Annotated in this window: 20 protein-coding genes; 9 read left to right on the top strand and 11 right to left on the bottom strand. The window is 66.1% G+C overall.

Going from position 1 to position 20,338, the window contains the following annotated elements; translation table 11 throughout:
• Window positions 1-12: 12 nt before the first annotated feature.
• The 4 genes from DU478_RS03850 to DU478_RS03865 form a co-directional block, all read right to left on the bottom strand.
• The gene (locus tag DU478_RS03850) at window positions 13-567 is read right to left on the bottom strand and encodes a hypothetical protein (protein WP_114509613.1); all 555 of its coding nucleotides are present in this window, start codon (window positions 565-567) and stop codon (window positions 13-15) included.
• 77 nt (window positions 568-644) lie between these two features.
• Entirely contained in the window at window positions 645-980 is a 336-nt protein-coding gene (locus DU478_RS03855) for a cupin domain-containing protein (RefSeq protein WP_114509614.1), read from the bottom strand.
• A gap of 140 nt (window positions 981-1,120) precedes the next feature.
• Entirely contained in the window at window positions 1,121-1,933 is an 813-nt protein-coding gene (locus tag DU478_RS03860) for a cyclase family protein (protein WP_114509615.1), read from the bottom strand.
• Window positions 1,934-2,018: 85 nt separating this feature from the next.
• Window positions 2,019-2,447, bottom strand: a complete 429-nt coding sequence (locus tag DU478_RS03865; RefSeq protein ID WP_114509616.1) for an organic hydroperoxide resistance protein — start codon at window positions 2,445-2,447, stop codon at window positions 2,019-2,021.
• A 131-nt stretch (window positions 2,448-2,578) separates the two neighbouring features.
• Here DU478_RS03865 and DU478_RS03870 point away from each other — a divergent pair, with 131 nt between their 5' ends.
• The 9 genes from DU478_RS03870 (at window position 2,579) to DU478_RS03910 (ending at window position 11,233) form a co-directional block, all read left to right on the top strand.
• Window positions 2,579-3,025, top strand: coding sequence for a MarR family winged helix-turn-helix transcriptional regulator (locus DU478_RS03870; protein ID WP_114509617.1), 447 nt, complete (start codon window positions 2,579-2,581; stop codon window positions 3,023-3,025).
• Between the two features lie 115 nt (window positions 3,026-3,140).
• Window positions 3,141-4,217 (top strand): hypothetical protein, encoded by a 1,077-nt coding sequence (locus DU478_RS03875; RefSeq protein ID WP_114509618.1) that lies wholly within the window; start codon window positions 3,141-3,143, stop codon window positions 4,215-4,217.
• Window positions 4,218-4,221: 4 nt separating this feature from the next.
• Entirely contained in the window at window positions 4,222-4,485 is a 264-nt protein-coding gene (locus DU478_RS03880) for a hypothetical protein (protein ID WP_114509619.1), read from the top strand.
• 84 nt (window positions 4,486-4,569) lie between these two features.
• Window positions 4,570-5,688 carry a hypothetical protein gene (locus DU478_RS03885; RefSeq protein WP_114509620.1) on the top strand — a complete coding sequence of 373 codons (1,119 nt, stop codon included), beginning with the start codon at window positions 4,570-4,572 and terminating at the stop codon, window positions 5,686-5,688.
• 15 nt (window positions 5,689-5,703) lie between these two features.
• Window positions 5,704-7,638, top strand: coding sequence for an AAA family ATPase (locus tag DU478_RS03890; protein WP_114509621.1), 1,935 nt, complete (start codon window positions 5,704-5,706; stop codon window positions 7,636-7,638).
• Between the two features lie 274 nt (window positions 7,639-7,912).
• Entirely contained in the window at window positions 7,913-9,259 is a 1,347-nt protein-coding gene (locus tag DU478_RS03895) for a DUF6638 family protein (RefSeq protein WP_114509622.1), read from the top strand.
• Window positions 9,260-9,263: 4 nt separating this feature from the next.
• On the top strand, window positions 9,264-9,530 hold the full coding sequence (locus DU478_RS03900; RefSeq protein WP_114509623.1) for a hypothetical protein: 267 nt from the start codon (window positions 9,264-9,266) through the stop codon (window positions 9,528-9,530).
• Window positions 9,531-9,542: 12 nt separating this feature from the next.
• Window positions 9,543-10,193 carry a DUF1523 family protein gene (locus DU478_RS03905; RefSeq protein WP_114509624.1) on the top strand — a complete coding sequence of 217 codons (651 nt, stop codon included), beginning with the start codon at window positions 9,543-9,545 and terminating at the stop codon, window positions 10,191-10,193.
• 122 nt (window positions 10,194-10,315) lie between these two features.
• Window positions 10,316-11,233: a calcium-binding protein gene (locus tag DU478_RS03910; RefSeq protein WP_158545733.1), complete on the top strand. Its 918-nt coding sequence runs from the start codon at window positions 10,316-10,318 to the stop codon at window positions 11,231-11,233.
• A gap of 2 nt (window positions 11,234-11,235) precedes the next feature.
• Here the strand turns inward: DU478_RS03910 and DU478_RS03915 are convergent, their stop codons facing one another.
• The 7 genes from DU478_RS03915 to xsc all read right to left on the bottom strand — a co-directional run bounded on the left by DU478_RS03915 (window position 11,236) and on the right by xsc (window position 20,131).
• Window positions 11,236-12,108 carry a dimethyl sulfoxide reductase anchor subunit family protein gene (locus tag DU478_RS03915; protein ID WP_114509626.1) on the bottom strand — a complete coding sequence of 291 codons (873 nt, stop codon included), beginning with the start codon at window positions 12,106-12,108 and terminating at the stop codon, window positions 11,236-11,238.
• 1 nt (window position 12,109) lies between these two features.
• Entirely contained in the window at window positions 12,110-12,856 is a 747-nt protein-coding gene (locus DU478_RS03920) for a 4Fe-4S dicluster domain-containing protein (protein WP_114509627.1), read from the bottom strand.
• A complete protein-coding gene (locus DU478_RS22845; RefSeq protein ID WP_158545734.1) occupies window positions 12,853-13,005 on the bottom strand; it encodes a hypothetical protein in 153 nt (50 codons plus the stop codon). The genes DU478_RS03920 and DU478_RS22845 overlap by 4 nt, the downstream gene beginning before the upstream one ends.
• 115 nt (window positions 13,006-13,120) lie before the next feature.
• A complete protein-coding gene (locus tag DU478_RS03925) occupies window positions 13,121-15,961 on the bottom strand; it encodes a molybdopterin oxidoreductase family protein (protein ID WP_114509628.1) in 2,841 nt (946 codons plus the stop codon).
• Between the two features lie 127 nt (window positions 15,962-16,088).
• Complete coding sequence (locus tag DU478_RS03930; RefSeq protein WP_114509629.1) at window positions 16,089-17,165, bottom strand: acetate/propionate family kinase; 1,077 nt, start codon at window positions 17,163-17,165, stop codon at window positions 16,089-16,091.
• Window positions 17,162-18,094: a phosphate acyltransferase gene (locus DU478_RS03935; protein ID WP_114509630.1), complete on the bottom strand. Its 933-nt coding sequence runs from the start codon at window positions 18,092-18,094 to the stop codon at window positions 17,162-17,164. The genes DU478_RS03930 and DU478_RS03935 overlap by 4 nt, the downstream gene beginning before the upstream one ends.
• A gap of 264 nt (window positions 18,095-18,358) precedes the next feature.
• Window positions 18,359-20,131 (bottom strand): sulfoacetaldehyde acetyltransferase, encoded by a 1,773-nt coding sequence (xsc, locus tag DU478_RS03940; protein ID WP_114509631.1) that lies wholly within the window; start codon window positions 20,129-20,131, stop codon window positions 18,359-18,361.
• Window positions 20,132-20,338: the final 207 nt, after the last annotated feature.

The raw sequence follows: 20,338 nt of genomic DNA on the forward strand, positions 1-20,338 counted from the left end.
ATCGCGGCCTGTCTACTGTCCGAACCCGGCCAGCGCCCCGAAATCCATCGACTCGAGAGCCGCGGTCATGGTCGCGGTATCCGCGCCGCTGACCTGGACAAGGAACCGATTGGCGACAAGCCCGGTCATCTCGCCATCCTGGATCATGAAGCGCTGCCGCCCCACCCGTTCGATCTGAAACCCCATGGCAGCGGCATTGGTGACCATCGCCGCCATGCTGGCCACCATCGGGTTGTCGGCCATGAGCGTGATCTTGTAGCTTTCGTCGCCCGCCTCCGACGTGTAGGTCGCTTCGGCCCCGACGCCGCCGCCCATCATCGCAAGGCCCTGGTTCATCTCGCTGCTGACTTCGCGCGTCCAGCCGTCAGGTGCTTCGGGCAGGAACGACCCCAGCTGGTTGGTCTTGGCCTCCAAGAGCTTGTTGCGGGCGAAATCGAGCTCGTCCAGCGCGTACTGGATGTCTCCGTCCGCATAGGCGTCCTGCGCGGCGGTCAGGGCATCGGAAATCTCGTCGGCTGCGGCAAGACCGGGCAGGAGGAGGGCTGCGGAAAGAAGAAAGTGTTTCATAATGGCTCCGTCACGGGTGAAATATGGCGCAGTCTAGCGGCGTCCCCTGCGCGGGCAAGCAAGGAATACCCTGCCTGTCAAAGCCGGATCACATAGTCCTTGCGCGTGGTCTCGACCACTTCCCAGGTGCCGGTAAAGCCGGGGCGGATGATGAAGCTATCTCCGGCCTCATATCGCTGCGGCGCGCCCCCGTCTTCGGTCAGGATCGAGACGCCCGACAGGATGCGGCAATATTCCCATTCGTCATACCGGATGCGCCATTTGCCCGGGGTCGCCTCCCAGATGCCGCAATAGAGCCCGTCTCGCTCTTCGAGGTTCCAGGTGGTGAACCGGGGATCGCCCGAAATGACCCGGCCGGGCGCAGGGGCGTCGTGTTCTGGAGGAACGGATGTGGTGACGGGAAGGATATGCATGGCAGGCTCCGGATCGGGTCTGCCCAGCAGAGCGCGCGGCGGACTCTGAGGCAAGCGAAATTGCTGCGCGCGAAACAATCCCGGCGACCGCGCAGAACGCGGCCGCCGGGCACTGGTTAAACGAGCACTCGTTTAAAACCTCACACCATCGCGATGATCCGCGCGGGTCCGCCGGTGCCGCCGCGCATCTTGGGCGCGCCGATGAACACCGTGGCGCCCGAGGCGGGCAACTGGTCGAGGTTGGCGATGCATTCGATCCCGAACCGCCCCTGCGGCAGCCAGGCGTAATGCGCGGCGAAATCCGCGGAGGTGCCGGGATCGAGCGACAGCGTGTCCGACGCGATCGACGCCGCGCCGGTTTCCAGCAGCATCTGTGCCGCCTCGACATGGAAGCCGGGGAAGTGCATCGCCTCGCCGTCGAAGTTGCGGAAGCCGTCGCCCTCGGCTTTTTCGCCCCAGCCGGAGTAGAGCGCAACGCAGGCATTGTCGGGGATCTCTCCATTGGCGTCGATCCAGGCCTGGATGTCGTCCGGAGTGAGCGTGGTGTCGGCGTCCTCGGCCGCGCGCGCGGCGATGTCGATCTTGACCAGCGGGCAGATCAGCGTTGCGATGTCGATCTCGTCCACCGACGCACCATCGGCGGAAAAGTGCAGCGGCGCGTCGATATGGGTGCCGGTGTGTTCGTTCACGGTGTGCCGTTGCAGGTTGAAGCCGTGTTCGCCGAAGTTGTAGACCTGCTCGGTCGAGACACCCGGCTCTCCGAAGAACGTCGGGAAGTCCGGCGACAGCGTATGCGTCAGGTCGGTCATCCCGGAATGCGCCGCCGCCCTTGTCTGGCTCGGCAAACCTCCTGCAAGCGCCGCACCCGCGCCCGCAAGCCCCGCGGTCCGGAAAAAGCTGCGCCGCGACAGCATCCTGTCCTTCACGGCGTTCATCACGCAGATATCACACATGGTCGTCTCCCTGTTCCTGTTGGACGCGGCCAAGGTGCCGCCACGCAAGAGTGCGCGGCGGCCCGGCGGCCGGTCAATGACGTGATCAGGCCAGTTCGGGCGTGACCGACAGACCCTTGGTGACGGCGTTGGAATAGGGGCAGACGTGGTGGCCGCCGGCGATCAGGTCCTTGGCGGTGGCCTCGTCCACGCCCGGCAGGCTGACCTTGATCTTCACGTCGAGGCCGAAGCCGTTATCGTCGCGCGGCCCGATGCCCACGGTGACCTGCACCGACGCGTCGTCGGGCACCTTGATCTTCTGCTGGCCCGCATAGAACCGCATCGCGCCCATGAAGCAGGCGGCGTAGCCGCTGGCAAAAAGCTTTTCGGGGTTCAGCGCATCGCCGCCAGGGCCGCCCATTTCCTTTGGCACGGCCAGTTCGGTGCTGAACGTGCCGTCATCGGTGCCGGTCTTGCCGTCACGGCCGCCGCCGGTGGCGGTGGCAGAAGTGGAATAGACGATCTTGCTGGGCATGGATGCCTCCTTTCGCTGTCGGGCGCAATTTTGTTCGTATGCGCTTAAATCGTGTACGATACAAAGGAAGGACTCTCGTCGGGATAGTCAACAGCCTTGCGATCAAATCGTGCGCGATCTAAGTACGGTTCATGACAAACACGGGGCCTAGCGGACTGGAGCAGATGCTCTGCTTCGACATCTACGCCGCGAACCATGCGTTCGCGCGGGTCTACAAGCCGTTGCTTGATCCTCTGGGCCTGACCTATCCGCAGTTTCTTGTCATGCTGGTGCTCTGGGCCGAGGCGCCGCTGAGCGTCGGCACCATCGGCAAGCGTCTTGGCCTCAGCTCCAACACGCTCACGCCGCTGCTGAAACGACTGGCCCAGACAGGGTACGTGACACGCCGCCGCGACGGCGCGGACGAAAGACGCGTGCAGGTGGATCTGACCGAGTCGGGCGCGGCGTTGCGCGAACGCGCGGATCATGTCCAGCAATGCGCGACCCGCGCCACGGGCATGTCACTTGAGGACATGCAGGCTTTGCAAGACCAGTTGCAGCGGCTTTCGGCGCATTTGCTCGAGTCGGGCCGCGCATAGCGCTTTTCTTTGTCCGCGGCTTTTGCAAAACTCCGTTCAGATTACAGACGTGAAGGGATGTAAACACCCTTCACATTGACTATATACCGAGCAGGTCATTATCCCGGAGGGTCCGATGTCAGATTTCGATGCGCAGGTGCGCGAAAGCCAGGAACAGGTGCTGGATGCGCAGGCGAAGATCGCCGAGCTGACCACCCGCATCGAGACCGCCCGCGCCAAGATGGCCAATGGCGAAGACGCGATGATCGACATCGAGAACGCCACGCTCGAGGACGTGCACGCCCACACCGATGTTATGAACGCCAATATCGCCGAGTTGATCATGGGCCTCGACGATGTCACTGCCGCCTTCTCAAAGGATTTCGACGAGATGCGGACCAAGACCGGCTGGGAAACCTTCGTCGGCATATTCTCGGACGCCAAGGCGGAATCAATGCGGCAGGACCGCATCCGCATGGCCAGTATCGACGACAAGCTGCAGGACCTGATCAGCAAGTCCGACGTGATCGTCGGCCTGCTCGAAGGCCAGCTGACGATGCTCAACGAACAGAAGGCCTCGGTCGAGGCGAACCTGACCGAAACCCTCGACGAGCGCGAATTCACCGTGGGCGAACTCGAGGCCGTGAAGGCCGAGATCCTCGCGATGGATCCCAAGATCATCGAAATCGAGAACAAGATCGCGGTGGAACAGGACGCCGCGGCGCGCACCAAGCTGGAAACCGAACTCGCGGACCTGAACGCCCGCTACAACGTGCTGGTCCAGGACGAACAGGTCAAGCTGGCGAAGTCCCAGACGCTCGAACGCTACATCGAGAAGGGCAAGACCTGGATCGACAGCCTCCAGAACCAGGCGGCGACCCAGATGGTGCTGATCAACAAGCTGCGCACCGACACCAAGCAGCGCGTGGTGCTCTACGACGCGCTGTCCAAGTCGCTCAAGACCGCGCAGCAGCAGGACGTCGCGCACCGCATCAACGAGATCGGCGTGCAGACCGACAAGGAGGCGCAAGCCGCCATGGCCGCCATCGGCACGGCGACGAACCAGCGCATGGCGGACATGATGGAAAAGCACGAGGACCACATGGTTTTTGCCCGCGAGGTGCTGGAGCAGAAGGCCAAGGCCGACGAACGCTTTGCCCGGCGGTTCGCCCAGATCGTGGAAAAGCACGACAAGAACCTCTACGGGTCCTGATCCGATGCCGAATGGCACCGCCAAAGCAGTCTTTCGCAGCGCCGGTCCGGCGCTGTGGCTGGTCGGCTCGGCCGCAGCAGCGATGGTGACCTTGGCAGCCTTTATGCAAGGCGCCGATACGGTCGGGTCCATCACGGCCTTCGTGGCCGTCGGCTGTCTGCTCAGAACCTTCGGGGTCGGCGGAGGGAGCCGCCGGGACGACGATCCCACCAGCCACTCCGGCACGGGGTCGGGCGACTGGCTAGCGGGCGGCGAAAACGATGACTGACCCCTGGCACGCTTCGGTGAGCGGCCGGGACACCCTGACGGTGCCCGGTCCCCGATGCTTGACGACGCATGGACCGGAGATGACATGACCGACTTTTCCCGCGACCACGTCGGGCTGAGCGATCATTTCGCCTCGCGCCGCTACTTCGCCAAGTTCGAGGCGATCACGGCGCACCTGGGCCGGGTTGCCGCCGTGCTGCACACCGAAGACCGGCTGAGCAAGGAAGAGGTCAACGTGATCGCTCGCTACGTGCGCGGCCTGGCCTTCACCTTTCGCGCGCTGTCTCTGAAATACCTTCTGGTCGGACGCGACACAGGGCAGTTCTTCGGGTCACTGACCATGGACGATCACGAGTCCGGCTTCCCGGTCGCGTCGGAGCTGCTGGTCATGGCCAACGATGCCCAGCAGGCCGCGCGCCATCTGGATAGTCTGCCCGAGGCCAAGGCGCTGAAAGCACAGATGGTGGAGCAGATCGTCGGCGCCCAGACCATCCCCACCCGCCTGCAATACGCGCTGAGCCAGCGGCTCTACTACGAGGAACTGCGCATGGGGCAGCTCTTCTGGGCGCGCAACGATCCCGAGGCGCGCTGGCTCGAAGGGTCGCACCCGCGCACCCGCTACCTGCTGCACTGGGCGGTCTACGACAGCCAGGTCAACCTGCCGGTGATCTACCTGATGGAGGTCGAGGACACCGGCCGCACCGCCCTGCCGGTGGACGAGCAGCGCTGGCCCGAGGTGCAGGCGCACCTGATGGGGCAGGCGCTGGGCGGGCTGAAGCTTCTGACCATCGCCAAGGCCTTCGACGAAGCTTTCGATGAGGTACACCCCAAGCGGCTGCGCCGCCTCCATCTGGGTCCGATGTACTCGCACAGCTACACCCGGCAAAGCGGCCCGATCCGCGACGTGCTGGCCGAGGCGCACGCGCCCAAGGGCCAGGACTGGACGCTGGCCTTTACCCTGGAAGAGCTGGAAAGCGAGCGCGTCATCGAACAGCGCGCCGGATGGTTCGGCACGGTGCAGCGCGAGGTCTTCGCGCTCGATCCGTTCTCGGGCCGCAGCGCGGACACCGGCGCCACCCGTACAGACCGGATGATCGTCCTGCCTGAACGTCCCTTCCAGGTGCTGACCGAAAAGAACCCGCCCGGCTTCGCGACGGTGCGCAAATTCGTCGTGAGCCCGCAGGGCCGTGTTCTGGTGTATTGAAGAGGGCCGATTGAGATGAGCGTGACCGCCGACCTGATGGAACTGCGCGAAGAGGATATCCGCAAGCATTACGATGCGGCTGTGGCGCTGCTGAGCGGCTTCGACCACGCGCCGCGCATCGCCAAGGGCGGCGCCGCGGCGGCTCCCGAACGGTCGGCGGGGCTTGGCACGCGGCGGACCTTCCGGTCCACCACGCCGGGGCTGGTGACGCGCCAGACCGCGCGGCCCGAAGGCGTGCAGCTGCTGGCGCGGATCGAGGCGGCAGAGGGCGACGACCCGCTGGTGTCTCCGGTGCAAGCCAGCGTCATGTCGGCCCTGCGCCGCGCACTCTCCATCGCGCTCGCAGTGGGCGAGACCTTCTCGGATGCGACCGGCCTCGGCGATCTCAAGCGCGGCAACCTGCAAGGCACGCTCGCCGCCGACCGCAAGACCGAGTTCTCCGAACTGCTGAGCGCCGAGGCGCTGGCGGTGGCGCATGTCTTCGGCAATGCGCTGGCCTTCCTGCTGGGCCCGCAGACGTCGGAAACCTCGGTCGAGGTCGGCGAGGTCGAGGAGCTTTTGACCGACAACGCCCAGCTGGCGCTGCACGGGGTCCTGTGGGAGCTGGACCAGGACATCGCCGCCCATGCCTCAGGCGACGCGCGGCTGGTGGCCACCGTCGCCGCCTTTGCCGAAGCGCTGATGGACAAGGCCGCCCTGCGCGCGCAGGGCGCCGCGCGCACCGGTGCCTTTACCGACGCGGGCTGGCGGGTGGAGGCGGACGATTTCACCATCCGCGGCTTCACCCCGGCGACCCGGGCGCGCGGCACGACCCTGACCATGCAGTTCAAGAAGCCGCACCAGGTCGTCGGCAACCACATCGCCAAGTACCAGGCGATGCGGCTGGCCAAGATGCTGATGGCCTACGACTTCGACCGCAAGCTGAACCCGTTCGCGGAACTGGGCGGTTTCAGCTTCACCTTCATGGGCGACGGCAAGCCGGGCACGGGCAAGACCACGCTGATCCAGATGATGGCGGGGATGATCCACGATTATTGCCAGGTGGCGGGCTACCCGTTCCGCTACCAGAACCTCAGCACCGACAACATCGACAGCTACCAGGGCAAGTCCGGCCAGAATGCCAAGGCCTTCATCGACACGATCCTCGATCCTGGCGTGATCGGCTTCGGCACCATCGACGACATCGACACGCTGGCGGGCAAGCGCGGCGACCGGCAGTCGAGCGCCGGGCAGCTGGAAATCACCTCGGTCCTGATGGAAAGCTTTGCCGGGGCCAACACGGTGGTGCGCGGGAACTGCACCTTCGGCATGTTCTCGAATTATCCCGAAAACGTGGACGACGCCCTGCGCCAGCGCGCCGGAGCGCGGTTCCTCGTCGATGGGCCGCAGACGCGCGAGGATTACATCGACATCCTGGCGCTGCTGATGGGCAAGAACCACGACATCCCGCTGGGCGATCACGCGCTTTACGAGGCGCAGGCGATCCAGAAGGCCGTCGCGGCCAGTTTCGCATCGCACGCACGTCCGCACGAGGCCGGGCTGCTGGAGGTCTTCGACCGGGTGCAATCAAAGGTCGGAGAGCTGGACACCATCGCCAAACTGGGGACGTACCTGAAGGCGATCCAGGAGGCGGACGAACGGTTCACCGGTCGCGCGATCAAGAACATCACCGACGCGGTGAAGGTCCGCGCGATGGATTTCGAACTGCCGGACGAATGGATGGAAAATCCGGACCTGTTCCTCTTCAAGAGCTACGACGAGAAGGCGGCGATGATCGCGGACCTGCGCAAGCCCATCACCGTGGAGATGGTGATCCAGGAGATCAACCGCTACGCGGACAGCGAATTCCGCTACGCCGACAAGTCCGACGAAGCCGCCATCGACGCGATGGTGCGGGATTTCGGGCGGCAGGAAGAAGCGAAACGGCGCTACCTGGAGGGGAAAGGATGAGCGGCCCGCGTCGCCTCTGCTGCAGCGCGTGTGAGCGCCGGCGGGAGCGAGGGGCCAGCCCCTCGCGCTCCCCGGAGGTTTATTGGCAAGATGAAGGCGGGAGCGTCCGGAAAACGACGAAGGCTTTGGTACGGGGGGCGTCGGAGTGCGCCTGTGGTCTCGGAACGCCGGTCTCGCGGTCCCGGCTGTGCGGCGGGAAGACATGGGCGGGCAATGCCGCGAGATCGCGCGCAGCTACGGGCGTCTTCCGTGGTGGTCACATGAAGGATGCGGCATGAGACGCCTCATCGAAGCCGGCCTCATGTTCGGAAACCTCGTCAAGGTGGACAGCCCGGCGCTGGTGGAGCGCTACAACCGGGCGCTCATGCATCTGACAGGCAGGACCACGGCGCTGACGGAGTTTCACATCGACATCTCGGGGTATTCGCCCGAGGTGGGTGATGCGCTGGACGATCCGCTCTACCTCAACCACAACGGGGTGAACCGGCAGTTCATCCTGCTCACCACGCAACAGAAGACCGCACCGCTCCTGGGGGCCAAGTTCTCCACCTCGCGCGGCATACTCCGGCAGTTCATCGAGGAGAACGAGCGCGAGCTCTTCGCCCTGACCGCGCGGGACGCGGTGGCGGGAGAGCTCTTGAACTCGGTCTACGACGTCAGCGACCCGGCGCGGCTTTTCGACATTCACACCGTGAGGATCGAGGCCGACACGACGACCGGCACCGTGCGTGAGGCGGACCGGCTGGCGCAGATGGTCGACCGGTTCATGACCGAAGAGGACGCCTGGTACGACGACGTGCTGATCGCCGACATGATCTCCCTGTCGAAAAAGACTGGCGACGTGGTGCGCAACCCGGTGCGGCTGAGCCAGATGGAATTCCGGCAGGAAAATTTCTGGACCGCGCATTTCGGCGGTCTCTACCTCTTTCGCACGCAGGCCGACCCGGCGCTGATCCGCACGGGCGACGACCCCGAACCGGGCACGCTGCCGATCGAGGCGATCGACATCACCGACCGCAACCGCGTCGCCCGGTTCCTCGACGCCAACGGCATGGCCGAACCCATCGTCAAGGCGCGCGGGCTCGATGCCGCGGCGATCCTGCGGCAGAAGATGGATTTCATCGTCGTCGACGCGGCGCAGGATGCGGGCCTCGACCTCACCGGGGCCACACGGCGCGACATTCGCGGCCTCGCCCGGCGTCACGGCGACAGGCTGCCCGAGGCCTGGCACGGGCTGAACCGTTTGGTGGCCTGGGCCGAGGGCACCGGTCCCTGGCCGCAGATCAGCTCGGACCATCCGAGCTATTTCCTGAGCCTGCGGGCCGCGGACACGCCCGACAAGGACCTTGTGAACATGCTGCTGGCAGAGCTGGCGCCCTCAGACATCCGGCAGCTCTTCATCTGCCACAAGGACCTGTTCTACCGCCTCTACCGCGACTGGGGCGAAACCAAGAAGACATACGTGGTGGACTTTCTCACCCGCGAATATCAGGTGGACAAGGTGGGGGCCCGCCGCGCACTCTTTGGCCACGAGGCCGCAATGGCCGAACCCGAACCGGCCCCCGCCGCGCCCGAGGACCTGATCCGGCGCGTCGGCCCCTGGGGCGCCGTCAGGAGGTAGGAACATGTTTGCCTTGGCGCGGTTGTTTGTCGTGGCCTTCGTCGTTCTGACGATTGTCTATATCTGCGTGTCGCTCTATTCCCGCTCGGTGCGCCGCGGCAAGCTCGAGGCGGAATGGGACGAAGAGGGCATGACCGGCGACCGCGACGCCTTCATCCGGCAGGGCCTGAAGGAGTACGACAATTCGCTGCGTCGCAAGCTGATCCTGGGTGTGTATATCGTGCCCATGTGTCTGGTAGGTCTGATCATCTACCTGAACAATTTTCACTGAGGGGGCCGGGTCATGGTCTACGTCAAATGGGTCTTCATCATCGCCTTCTGGGTGCTGTTCGGGGCGTTCCTGCATTACACCCTGCCGCAGAAGGACATCGTGCGGATCACCGACACCTACCTGGAACGGATCGACTTCGGCGAGAACTCGGTCTTCTGGGCCCATGCGGCGACGGGCGACAATCCGAACCAGACCAACCGCGACGTGTTCTTCATCCAGACCTTCCTGCCCGACAACAAGCCGATGATCTATCGCAACGAGGACACGGGCTGGGGCTGGCCGCCGTATTTCAAGTTCGACACGTCAAACCTGCAGGCCGAGGCGTCGGATCTGGAATCGAAATCCACCGGCGGCGCGGCGCAATGGGCGCTGATCCGCCACTACGGCTGGCGCAACGAATTCCTGTCGATCTATCCCAACGCCATTTCCGTGCGCGCGGTGGACGGACCGGACGCCAGCAAGGGCATTCCCTGGATCAACATCCTCATCCTCACCACGCTCGCCGCGATGTTCTGGGCGGTCTGGGTGCGCTGGCGCCGGTTCCGGCAGGCACGCATCGACCCGGTGCTGGCGGACATGGGCGACAGCATCGAGGCGGGACGCGATTCCCTGGCGGCCCGGCGGGGGCGGTTCCGGCGTTGGCTGGACAGCTGGCGCGCCTGATACCCGCCCGATTGTTTCGTATTTGAGCCATAATATCCGCCAACTTGGCGGATACTCCCCATACCCGAGACTCCACGCGGCCTGCGCGGAGCAGGGTAACGAGGGGCGCGACGGTTATGCTCATGATACTGGGTCTGGTTGGCACCGCGATCGCCGGCGGCACGCTTGCAGCGATGCTCGACGGCGACAACACCATCTTCGGCACACGGGACAATGACGAGATCGACGCCGGCGGCGGCGACGATTTCGTGCAGGGCCGTCATGGTCATGACGAGATCGACGGCGGCGACGGCAACGATACGCTCTTCGGGGCGCAGGGGCACGATACGCTCGATGGCGGCGACGGTGACGACGTGCTGCACGGCGCCCAGAACAACGACGCCCTCACGGGCGGCGAGGGCAACGATTCGCTTTACGGCGGTGTCGCGCATGACACGCTGGACGGCGGGCCGGGCGACGACCTGGTGGACGGCCAGACCGGGCGCGACCTCGCGTTCGGCGGCGAGGGCCACGACACGATGGTGGGCGGTGCCGGGTTCGACACGATGTCGGGCGATGCGGGTGACGACCTGCTGATGGGCGATGCCTCGAACGACTGGCTGGACGGCGGCGCGGGCAACGACACGCTGGAGGGCGGAATCGAGCATGACACGCTGATCGGCGGCGACGGCATCGACGTGCTGCACGGCGAACGCGGCGACGACGTGCTGGCCGCGGGCGGGGGCGACCGGGCCACCGGGGGCGAGGGCCGCGACACCTTCGTGCGCGTGATCGACGACGGCCCCGAGGCCTGGTTCGAGGACTTCACCCCGGGCCAGGACACGCTGGTGGTGACCTATCCCGACGCGGCCGAGGTGCCGGAGTTCGGAGATCTCGATTTCAGCTACGATGACGAATTCGATGAAACCCGCGTGACGTTGAAGACCGACCTGGGCGATCGGCTGGTCTGCTACCTGCCGGGCGTCACCCCGTCGGACATCACCCCCGAGATGGTGGATTTCCTCAGCCAGTCCGAGGCAGCGGCGCTGCTGGCCGCCTGACTTTACCGCGCGCCGTAATAGAGGCCGACCACGTGCTCGGCCTCTGCAAAGAACAGCCAGCGCGACACCAGCACGCCGGCCACATGGCTCAGCACCGCCACCAGCGCCAGCAGGTGGCCGAAGGGTAGAAGCAGCAGCGCCACCGGCACCACCAGCATCAGGATCAGCGCGATAGCCCGCAGCTTGAGCGCATGGCGCCGGCCCACGACGAAGACCATCTCGCGCATCAGGTAATTGCTGCCGGTATGCGGCGGCTCAAAAGCGCGGACGGCCCCGCGCGACCCGAGCCCCGTGGCGGTGCCGATATCGGTGCCGGACTGGCTGAGCCGCCGGTCGCCCAGACACCACCAGGCCACCTGCACCGCCCCTGCCAAAAGCAGCAGCACCAGCGCCGTCGTGACCCGCCCGGCCAAAAGCGCCCCGCCCGCCAGAGACAGCGCGAGGAACAGCGCCGGGGTCAGCGGCATGTTCCAGCGCGGGACGGTTTTCAGCTGGGTGTAGATCATCGACGTGGTGAACACCGTACCGAGGCTCAACAGCGCGCCCAGCCAGCCGAGCGGCGCGACATGCCAGCCGCCCAGAACGAGGCAGGCGGCGTAAACCCCGATGATCGTCAACGTCGCCACCGCGCAGACCGCTTCGCGGCTGAGCCAGCTCGACCGCCATTGCGTGAATGCCTTGAGCGCACGTTCGGGATGGCCGAGATGCAGCGCCGAGGACAGCAGCCCGCCGACGGCCATCAGATAGGCGATGAGGAAGAAGACGAAACCGACCCAGCCGCTAGGTGGCGTCGGGTCGATGCCGAGCCAGAAGAGCAGCCCGAAACCCAGCCCCGAAAAGGTGGTGAAGGCAATGATCGACGGCGCCGGATGCATGTCAGAGCGTCTCCAGCGCGCGGTCGAGCCAGGCGAGGAAGCCGCGCGGCTCTTCGGCCACAGGTTCGAGGAACGGCGCCAGGACCGACTGGTCGGTCCAGCGGTCGCGGGGGCGCGGCGGCAGGTACTTGTTGACGGGTTTCGTGCCCTGTTCCGGCATCAGGTCCATGCCGCCGCGCTCCGCGACCAGCTGGCTGACCGCGCTGTCCGGATCGCCGAGATCGCCGAAGTGCCGCGCACCCGAGGGGCAGGTGCGCACGCAGGCGGGCACCCGGTCCTCTTCGGGCAGGTTGTCGTTGTAGATGCGGTCGACGCAGAGCGTGCATTTCTTCATAACGCCCTCGGCCGCATCCATCTCGCGCGCGCCGTAGGGACAGGCCCAGGCGCACAAGCCGCAGCCGATGCAGTCCGACTCATTCACCAGCACGATCCCGTCCTCGGTCCGCTTGTAGCTGGCGCCGGTGGGGCAGACGGTGACGCAGGGCGCGTCTTCGCAATGCAGGCAGGATTTCGGGAAATGCACCAGCTGGGCCGGGCCGGTCTCGGGCTGCACCTCGTAGCTGTGCACGCGGTTCAGGAAGGTGCCCGACGGATCGGCGCCGTAGGGCTCCTGGTCAGAGAGCGGCGCGCCGTAGTTTTCCGTGTTCCAGCCCTTGCAGCTGATGACGCAGGCATGACAGCCGACGCAGGTGTCGAGGTCGATGACAAGGCCCATCTTGCGGTCGGTGGTTTCGGGCAGATCGGTCATGCGGAGCTCCGCGCCGGCTCCGCCGCGATCTGCGACACCGGCTCTTCGCGGGTCGGGTCCCAGCTGGCGACGAACCAGATGAAGGTGCCGAGCATCACCGCCACGAAAACCGCGATGGCCAGCAGGGTGCGTTTCATCGCGCGGGTCATGGCCGGCCCTCGCGCGTGTGGCTGCGGTTATCGCGCCGCAATCCCGTGCCGGGATACGAGAGACGCTGTCTCTCGTGCTCTCTGAGGGTTATTGTGAACCGAAGAAGGGTGCGGGTCATGAGCCCACCGTCCATCGCAGCGTGCCGGGGGCCGGCGGCACGGGCGAGCCTTGCGCGTGGAAGACCGGCAGCGACTCTCCGGGATCGGCGGATTTTTCCAGCCGCACCCGCAGGTCGAACCAGGCGGCCTGTCCGGTGATCGGATCCGAATTGGCCCAGCGCAGCCCGTCGCCCTTGGGCGGCAGAAGCTCGTGGATGAGATGGTTGAGCAGGAACCCCCTGGTTGCTTCGGGCGCATCCTTGTCCAGCGCCCAGGCGCCCTTGCGCTTGCCGATGGCGTTCCAGGTCCAGACCGTGTTGGGGTTGAGCGCGGCCATGTGGGCGCAGGGCACGGTGATGCTGCCGTGGCTCGAGATCACCCGCACCCAGTCGCCGTCGCGCAATTTCAGTTTCTCCATCCAGTAGGTCGGCAGGTAGAGCGGGTTGCGCCCGTGGATCTGCCGCAGCCAGGCGTTCTGGCTGCCCCAGCTATGATACATCGCCATCGGCCGCTGGGTCAGCGCGTGGATCGGGAATTCGACCGGATCCTCGTGCCCGTCCGACAGCGGCGGGTACCAGATCGGCAGCGGGTCCATGGTCGCCTTCATGCGACCGCGCAGGTGCTCGGGCGGCTGTCGGTCTCCCTTGCCTTCGGCGGCCAGCTGGAACTTGCGCAGCGGCTCCACGTAGAGCTGAAAGAGATAGGGTTGCGGGCTGTCGTAGAATCCCATCGACACCGCCCAGTCCTGGTAGGCCGCGTTCCAGGGTTTGAAATAGGCGGCCTCGGGCGCGATATGGAATTGCCTGAAACCGCCGTTGGCGATGTAGCTGTCGAGCTGCGCCTCGTTCGGATCGCCCTTGCCGTCGGTCAGCCCCTTCGGCCCCAGCCGGAACCCCGCCAGCGGACCGAGGCCGGGCTTGCGCTGGTGGTGGGTGATGTAATCGGCATAGTCTGCGTATTTCTGCGAGCCGTCGGCCTTGGTGAAGCCGGGCAGCTTCAGCCGCGCGCCGAGATCGCAGAGCACCGACTGAAAGCCGCGCACGCCTGCGTGGCCGGGGCGGTCGGGCGGCACCACCGGCCAGCGGATCGCGTCGGCGGCGGCGTCGGGTTCGGATATCGGACGATCGAGCAGCGAGATGCAGTCGTGGCGTTCCAGGTACGTCGTGTCGGGCAGGATCAGGTCGGCATAGGCGACCATCTCGGACGAATAGGCATCGGAACAGATGATCCGCGGGATCACGTAGTCGCCATTTTCGTCGGTGTCGGTCAGCATCTCCATCACGCCGCGCGTGTTCATCGACGAATTCCACGCCATGTTCGCCATGTAGAGAAACAGCGTTTCGATCTTGTAAGGATCGCCGGCATGCGCGTTGGAAATCACCATGTGCATCAGGCCATGGGCGCTGAGCGGATTTTCCCAGGTGAAGGCCTTGTCGATGCGTGCGGGCGTGCCGTCCTCCCTGAGCGCCAGATGCTCGGGCCCGCGGGGAAAGCCCAGGTGCGGGCCGTTCAGCGGACTGCCGGGTTTGGTATAGCTGTGCGGGGTCGGATGTGCCTCCACGGGCCGCGGATAGGGCGGTTTGAACCGGAAGCCGCCGGGCGTCTCGACGCTGCCAAGCAGGATCTGCAGCATGTGCAGGGCGCGGCAGGTCTGGAAGCCGTTGGAATGGGCGCTGACGCCGCGCATGGCGTGAAAGCTGACCGGGCGGCCGATCATCTGGGTGTGAGTCTCACCGCGGAAATCGGTCCATTCCCGGTCGAGCACAATGGGATCACCAAAGGCCACCTCGGCCAGTTCGGCGGCAATGCGGCGGATGCGGGCGGCGGGGATGCCGCAGCGGGTCTCGACCGCCTCGGGAGAATATTTCCCGTCGAGGTAACGTTCGGCCATCAGGTGCATGACCGGGCGGTGGGTCACGCCCGCATGCCGATACTTGCCCGCGAGGTCGGGCCGCACCCTCGGCTTGTCGAAGGCGGCGAGCTTTCCGGTGGCGCGGTCGATGACCTGCGGTTTGCCGTCCTCGTCGCGCAGGAACAACCCGTGCTCGGGCGACTTGGGATCGAGGTTCACCAGAACCGGCGCGTTGGTGTAGCGCGCGAGGTAGTCGAGGTCGATCTTGCCCGCGCGCAGAAGCTCGTGCACCAGCGCCAGAATGAAGAGACCGTCGGTACCGGGCGTAATGCCGACCCAGTCGTCGGCGATGGCGTTGTAGCCCGACCGGATCGGGTTGACGCCGATGACCTTGGCGCCGCGTTCCTTGAGCCGGCCCAGCCCCATCTTGATCGGGTTGCTGTCGTGATCCTCGGCCACGCCGAAGAGCATGAAGAGCTTCGTATGCTCCCAGTCCGGCTGGCCGAACTCCCAGAACGCGCCGCCCATGGTGTAGATACCCGCGGTCGCCATGTTGACGCTGCAGAACCCGCCGTGGGCGGCGTAGTTGGGCGTGCCGAAGTTCTGCGCCCAGAAACTGGTGAAGCTTTGCGACTGGTCGCGCCCGGTGAAGAAGGCGAGCTTTTCCGGCGCCGTGTCGCGGATCGGCTGCAGCCAGTCGACGGCGGTCTGCAAGGCCTCGTCCCAGCTGATCTCCTCGAACTCGCCCGACCCGCGCGGTCCAACGCGGCGCAAGGGCGCGCGCAGGCGGGCGGGGGCGTTGTGCTGCATGATCCCGGCGCTGCCCTTGGCGCAGAGCACGCCCTTGTTGACCGGGTGGTCGCGGTTGCCCTCGATATAGGCGACCTTGCCGTCCTTCAGGTGCACGTTGATGCCGCAGCGGCAGGCGCACATGTAGCAGGTGGTCTTGCGCACCTCGTCCGACACGGGCGGCGACGTGTCGAGATCTGGCTGGCTCAGGCCCATGACTTGCCCTTGGTTAGGATTGCGTCCGACGCTAGGCGATCCACCGGAATGGAGAAAGATTTTTCTGTCCGGTCGGCGAAAAACCGAACGCTTGCGCAGGTTTGAGCGGCCGGGCGCGACAGGCGTTTCATGGCGCCTCCAGCAGCTGCAACGTGTCGGCGGCGATCCGGCGTTCCTCTGCGGCGGGGACGACGTGATGCGGCACCGGCCCGGCCCAGACGAGGCCCTGCATGATCCGGTCGCGGATCGGGGCGGCGTGTTCGCCGATGCCGCCGGTGAAGGCCACCGCATCGAGGCCCTCCATCGCCGCGATCATCGAACCGGCATGGCGGCAGGCCCAGTAGACGAAGTGATCGACCGCGAAGCGCGCGGCGGGATCGTCCGAGGCCAGCAGGCCGCGCATGTCCGAGGTGTCGCCCGAGAGACCCAGAAGCCCCGCGCGCTTGTTCAGCAGGTCGGTCGTGACGTCGATGCCGTGCTGCGCCGCCAGCGCCAGAACCGCATTGGCGTCGATGCTGCCGGACCGCGTGCCCATGGTCAGCCCCTCGAGCGGCGAATAGCCCATGGTCGTGGCGACGGACCGGTTCGCCTTGATCGCGCAAAGCGACACGCCGTTGCCCAGGTGACAGGCCAGCAGGCGGTCGGGCACCGGGGCGCCGGTGATCCGCGGCAGCGCCTCGACCAGCGAGGCGTAGCTGATGCCGTGAAAGCCGTAACGGCGGTATCCCTCGGCGGTGACATCAGGCGGCAGGGCATAGGTCGTGGCGACGGCAGGGTTTGTGGCGTGAAAGGCGGTGTCGAAACAGGCGACCTGCGGCAGGTCGGGCGCACTCGCCGCCAGCGCCTCGATCCCGGCGAGGTTGTGCGGGTTGTGCAGCGGGGCGAGCGGGATGCAGGCGCGGATCGCGTCGAGGGTCGGGGGCGTAATCCGCTCCGGCCGGGTCAGCGTCGCGCCACCATGCACAACACGGTGACCGGCCGCCGTGACTGCATTGAGCGGATGACCCGCGTCTGCCAGCGCGCCCAGCAGCGCATCCAGTGCCGCGCCATGATCGGGGACGGACAGCGACCGGTCCACGTCCCCCAGCGTGATCCGGCCCGCGCCGCCGATCTCGGACACGGCGCCCGACAGCACGGGCGACAGGTCGCGGTCGAAGAGCGCGATCTTGATCGAGGACGATCCGGCGTTGACGACCAGGATCATCGTGCCGCCAGGATCGCGCCCAGCGCGGCAGAGGCGATGCGGTCCGGCGCCGCCTGCGCCCGCGAGGTAAGCAGGATCGGCACCTTGGCTCCCAGCACCACCCCCGCGCAGCAGCACCCCATGCCGAGGCTCATCAGCTTGAAGAGCGCATTGCCGCTGGTGATGTTGGGGACCAGCATGATGTCGGCGTCGCCCGCCACGTCGGACTCGAAGTTCTTCACCTGCGCGGCTTCAGCGGAAAAGATCAGGTCCAGCGCCATCGGCCCCTGCACGATGGCCTGCGGCAGGTGATCCTTCGCCCAAAGCGCGATGTCGCGCGCCTCCATCGTGTTGGGCACCGAGGGGATCGGGTCTTCGGTCGGGGCGAGGATGCCCGCCTTGGGCCGTCCGGTGCCCAGGAGTTGCGACAGGGCGACTGCATGGGCGAGGCAGGCCTGCCGGGTCTCGACGTCGGGATCGACGTTGAGCGCCGCGTCGGTCAGCAGAAGGGGCCGTTCGGAGGTCGGGCTGGTGATGTGGAACACATGGCCGCAGCGCGCGCCCTTTTCCCGCAGACCGGCGCTGGAGGGCAGCAGCCCCTTGAGGAAGGTCGAGGTGTGGACCTGCCCCTTCATGATCGCATCCGCCTCGCCCTCGCGCGCCAGGCGTGCGGCTTCGGGGGCGGCATGTTCGTGCGGGGCGTGGATCAGCCGCATCCCGCCGATGTCCCAGCCGATGCGCTCGGCGGTGGCGCGAATCTTGGTCTCGTCCCCGATCAGGATCGGGTCGGCCAGGCCCATCTCCGCCGCTTCGCGCAGGCCTTGCAAAGGGTTCTCGGCCCCGGCATTGACCAGCGCCACCCGAGGCGCCGGATGCGCGCGGGCACGGTCGAGCAGAGTCGGCGGACATTCGGCGCGGGTGCGGGACAGGAAGGGAAAGGGGTCGGTCATCAAGTGATCTCTTTTCCGGGACAGCCCCAGACTGCCTTTGGGCAAGGCCGCGTCAACCCCGCTTGAAACGGGCCGAGTGCCGGGCGAGTGGCAGTCCGCCGGGGTGCCGCTCGTACCTCTCCGCAACGCACTTTATCCCGGCCAAGTCCGTCGTACATTCCCACTACGCGCCTTGTTCAACCAAAGCGGCAGCCCGGTGGGGCGGGCTGCCGCTGGCCCGGCACCTGCGGTGCTGTTCGGGCCGGGCGCAATTCGCGAACGTGCTCACACCCCCTGCGGCCGCATGTCGGCCCTGTCGATCCCGGCCACCGCCACCGGCTTCTTCATCGCATCGCGGCGGAAGGGCTCGCCCAGTTCCTGGTTGATCAGCGCCTCGATCAGCGTGGTCTTGCCGTGCTGCATCTGGTCGGTGATCGCCTGCTCCAGCGCCGCCGTCAGCTCTTCCATCCTGCGCGCCTGAACCCCCTGCAATCCGCAGGCCTGCGCGATACCCGCGTAGCTCACCCCGTCGTCCAGTTCCGTGCCGACGAAATTGTCGTCATACCACAGGGTCGAGTTCCGCTTTTCCGCGCCCCATTGGTAGTTGCGGAAGACCACCATGGTGATCGCGGGCCATTCCGGACGGCCGATGGCGGTCAACTCTGTCACTGCGATGCCGAAAGCACCGTCGCCCGCAAAGCCCACCACCGGCACGTCCGGGCAGCCGATCTTGGCGCCGATGATGCTGGGCAGGCCATAGCCGCAGGGGCCGAAGAGCCCGGGGGCGAGGTATTTCCGCCCCTCCTCGAAACTCGGGTAGGCATTGCCGATGGCGCAGTTGTTGCCGATGTCCGAGCTGATGATCGCCTCTCGCGGCAGCGCGCTCTGGATCGCGCGCCAGGCCATGCGGGGACTCATCCAGTCCGGTTTTGCCTTGCGGGCGCGTTCGTTCCAGGTGGTGCCGGGATCGTCGTCCTCGTGATCCATGCTCGAAAGCTGCTGCGCCCAAGCGGATTTCGTCTGCGCGATGGTGTCGAGCCGGGCGCGCTGGCTTTCGTCGGAAACCTCCCCGATCTTGTCGAGCAGCGCCTCTGCCACCTTCTTCGCATCGCCCACGATGCCGACGCTGACCTTCTTGGTCAGGCCGATGCGGTCGGGGTTGATGTCCACTTGGATGATCGCCGCGTCCTTGGGCCAGTAGTCGATGCCATAGCCCGGCAGGGTCGAGAACGGGTTGAGCCGCGTGCCGAGGCACAGCACCACGTCGGCCTGCGCGATCAGTTCCATCCCCGCCTTGGACCCGTTGTAGCCCAGCGGCCCGGCGAATTGCGGATGCGAGCCCGGGAAGGCGTCGTTGTGCTGATAGCCCACGCAGACCGGAGCCGCGAGTTTCTCGGCCAGCTTGATAGTCGACGGGATCGCCCCCGCCAGCACCACGCCCGCACCGTTCAGGATCACCGGGAATTTCGCCTGCGACAGCAGCTCGGCCGCCTTCGCGATGGCGGTTTCGCCGCCGCCGGGGCGTTCGAACTCCACGACCTCGGGGATCTCGATGTCGATCACCTGCGTCCAGAAATCCCGCGGCATGTTGATCTGCGCGGGCGCCGAGGCGCGCTTCGCCTGCAGGATCACCCGGTTCAGCACCTCGGCCACTCGCGAGGGATCGCGCACCTCTTCCTGGTAGGCGACCATGTCCTCGAACAGCTTCATCTGCTCGACTTCCTGGAACCCGCCCATGCCGATGGTCTTGTTGGCGGCCTGGGGCGTGACCAACAACAGCGGCGTGTGGTTCCAGTAGGCGGTCTTTACCGCCGTCACGAAATTGGTGATGCCGGGGCCGTTCTGCGCGATCATCATGCTCATCTTGCCCGATGCGCGGGTATAGCCGTCGGCCATCATCCCGCCCGACCCTTCGTGCGCGCAGTCCCAGAAGGTGATGCCGGCGCGGGGAAAGAGGTCGGAAATCGGCATGAAGGCCGACCCGATGATGCCGAAGGCATGTTCGATCCCGTGCCGCTGCAGGGTTTTCACAAAGGCTTCTTCGGTGGTCATCTTCATGGGCGACATCCTCTGGGGTCGGGGTTGCACGATACCTAAAGCCGCCGGGACGGGGGCGATAGGGCCAGCGTGCGCGGCGCAATAAGTCCAGAGCGGCGCCAGCGACAACACCGGGACAGGCGCGGCGATATTGCCATAGCCTGCAACTTATGTCCCGTGCGGGGCAGAAGGCACAAGACTCCGGCAGCCGCGGTTGATACCCTGCCG

Origin of the sequence: Thalassococcus profundi (genome assembly GCF_003344785.1) — a bacterium.
GTDB lineage: Bacteria > Pseudomonadota > Alphaproteobacteria > Rhodobacterales > Rhodobacteraceae > Puniceibacterium > Puniceibacterium profundi.

Bases quoted from the DNA above. Each gene is read 5' to 3' on its own strand.
- DU478_RS03850 (WP_114509613.1), bottom strand. From the start codon at position 567: ATGAAACACTTTCTTCTTTCCGCAGCCCTCCTCCTGCCCGGTCTTGCC.
- DU478_RS03855 (WP_114509614.1), bottom strand. From the start codon at position 980: ATGCATATCCTTCCCGTCACCACATCCGTTCCTCCAGAACACGACGCC.
- DU478_RS03860 (WP_114509615.1), bottom strand. From the start codon at position 1,933: ATGTGTGATATCTGCGTGATGAACGCCGTGAAGGACAGGATGCTGTCG.
- DU478_RS03865 (WP_114509616.1), bottom strand. From the start codon at position 2,447: ATGCCCAGCAAGATCGTCTATTCCACTTCTGCCACCGCCACCGGCGGC.
- DU478_RS03870 (WP_114509617.1), top strand. From the start codon at position 2,579: ATGACAAACACGGGGCCTAGCGGACTGGAGCAGATGCTCTGCTTCGAC.
- DU478_RS03875 (WP_114509618.1), top strand. From the start codon at position 3,141: ATGTCAGATTTCGATGCGCAGGTGCGCGAAAGCCAGGAACAGGTGCTG.
- DU478_RS03880 (WP_114509619.1), top strand. From the start codon at position 4,222: ATGCCGAATGGCACCGCCAAAGCAGTCTTTCGCAGCGCCGGTCCGGCG.
- DU478_RS03885 (WP_114509620.1), top strand. From the start codon at position 4,570: ATGACCGACTTTTCCCGCGACCACGTCGGGCTGAGCGATCATTTCGCC.
- DU478_RS03890 (WP_114509621.1), top strand. From the start codon at position 5,704: ATGAGCGTGACCGCCGACCTGATGGAACTGCGCGAAGAGGATATCCGC.
- DU478_RS03895 (WP_114509622.1), top strand. From the start codon at position 7,913: ATGAGACGCCTCATCGAAGCCGGCCTCATGTTCGGAAACCTCGTCAAG.
- DU478_RS03900 (WP_114509623.1), top strand. From the start codon at position 9,264: ATGTTTGCCTTGGCGCGGTTGTTTGTCGTGGCCTTCGTCGTTCTGACG.
- DU478_RS03905 (WP_114509624.1), top strand. From the start codon at position 9,543: ATGGTCTACGTCAAATGGGTCTTCATCATCGCCTTCTGGGTGCTGTTC.
- DU478_RS03910 (WP_158545733.1), top strand. From the start codon at position 10,316: ATGATACTGGGTCTGGTTGGCACCGCGATCGCCGGCGGCACGCTTGCA.
- DU478_RS03915 (WP_114509626.1), bottom strand. From the start codon at position 12,108: ATGCATCCGGCGCCGTCGATCATTGCCTTCACCACCTTTTCGGGGCTG.
- DU478_RS03920 (WP_114509627.1), bottom strand. From the start codon at position 12,856: ATGACCGATCTGCCCGAAACCACCGACCGCAAGATGGGCCTTGTCATC.
- DU478_RS22845 (WP_158545734.1), bottom strand. From the start codon at position 13,005: ATGACCCGCGCGATGAAACGCACCCTGCTGGCCATCGCGGTTTTCGTG.
- DU478_RS03925 (WP_114509628.1), bottom strand. From the start codon at position 15,961: ATGGGCCTGAGCCAGCCAGATCTCGACACGTCGCCGCCCGTGTCGGAC.
- DU478_RS03930 (WP_114509629.1), bottom strand. From the start codon at position 17,165: ATGATCCTGGTCGTCAACGCCGGATCGTCCTCGATCAAGATCGCGCTC.
- DU478_RS03935 (WP_114509630.1), bottom strand. From the start codon at position 18,094: ATGACCGACCCCTTTCCCTTCCTGTCCCGCACCCGCGCCGAATGTCCG.
- xsc (WP_114509631.1), bottom strand. From the start codon at position 20,131: ATGAAGATGACCACCGAAGAAGCCTTTGTGAAAACCCTGCAGCGGCAC.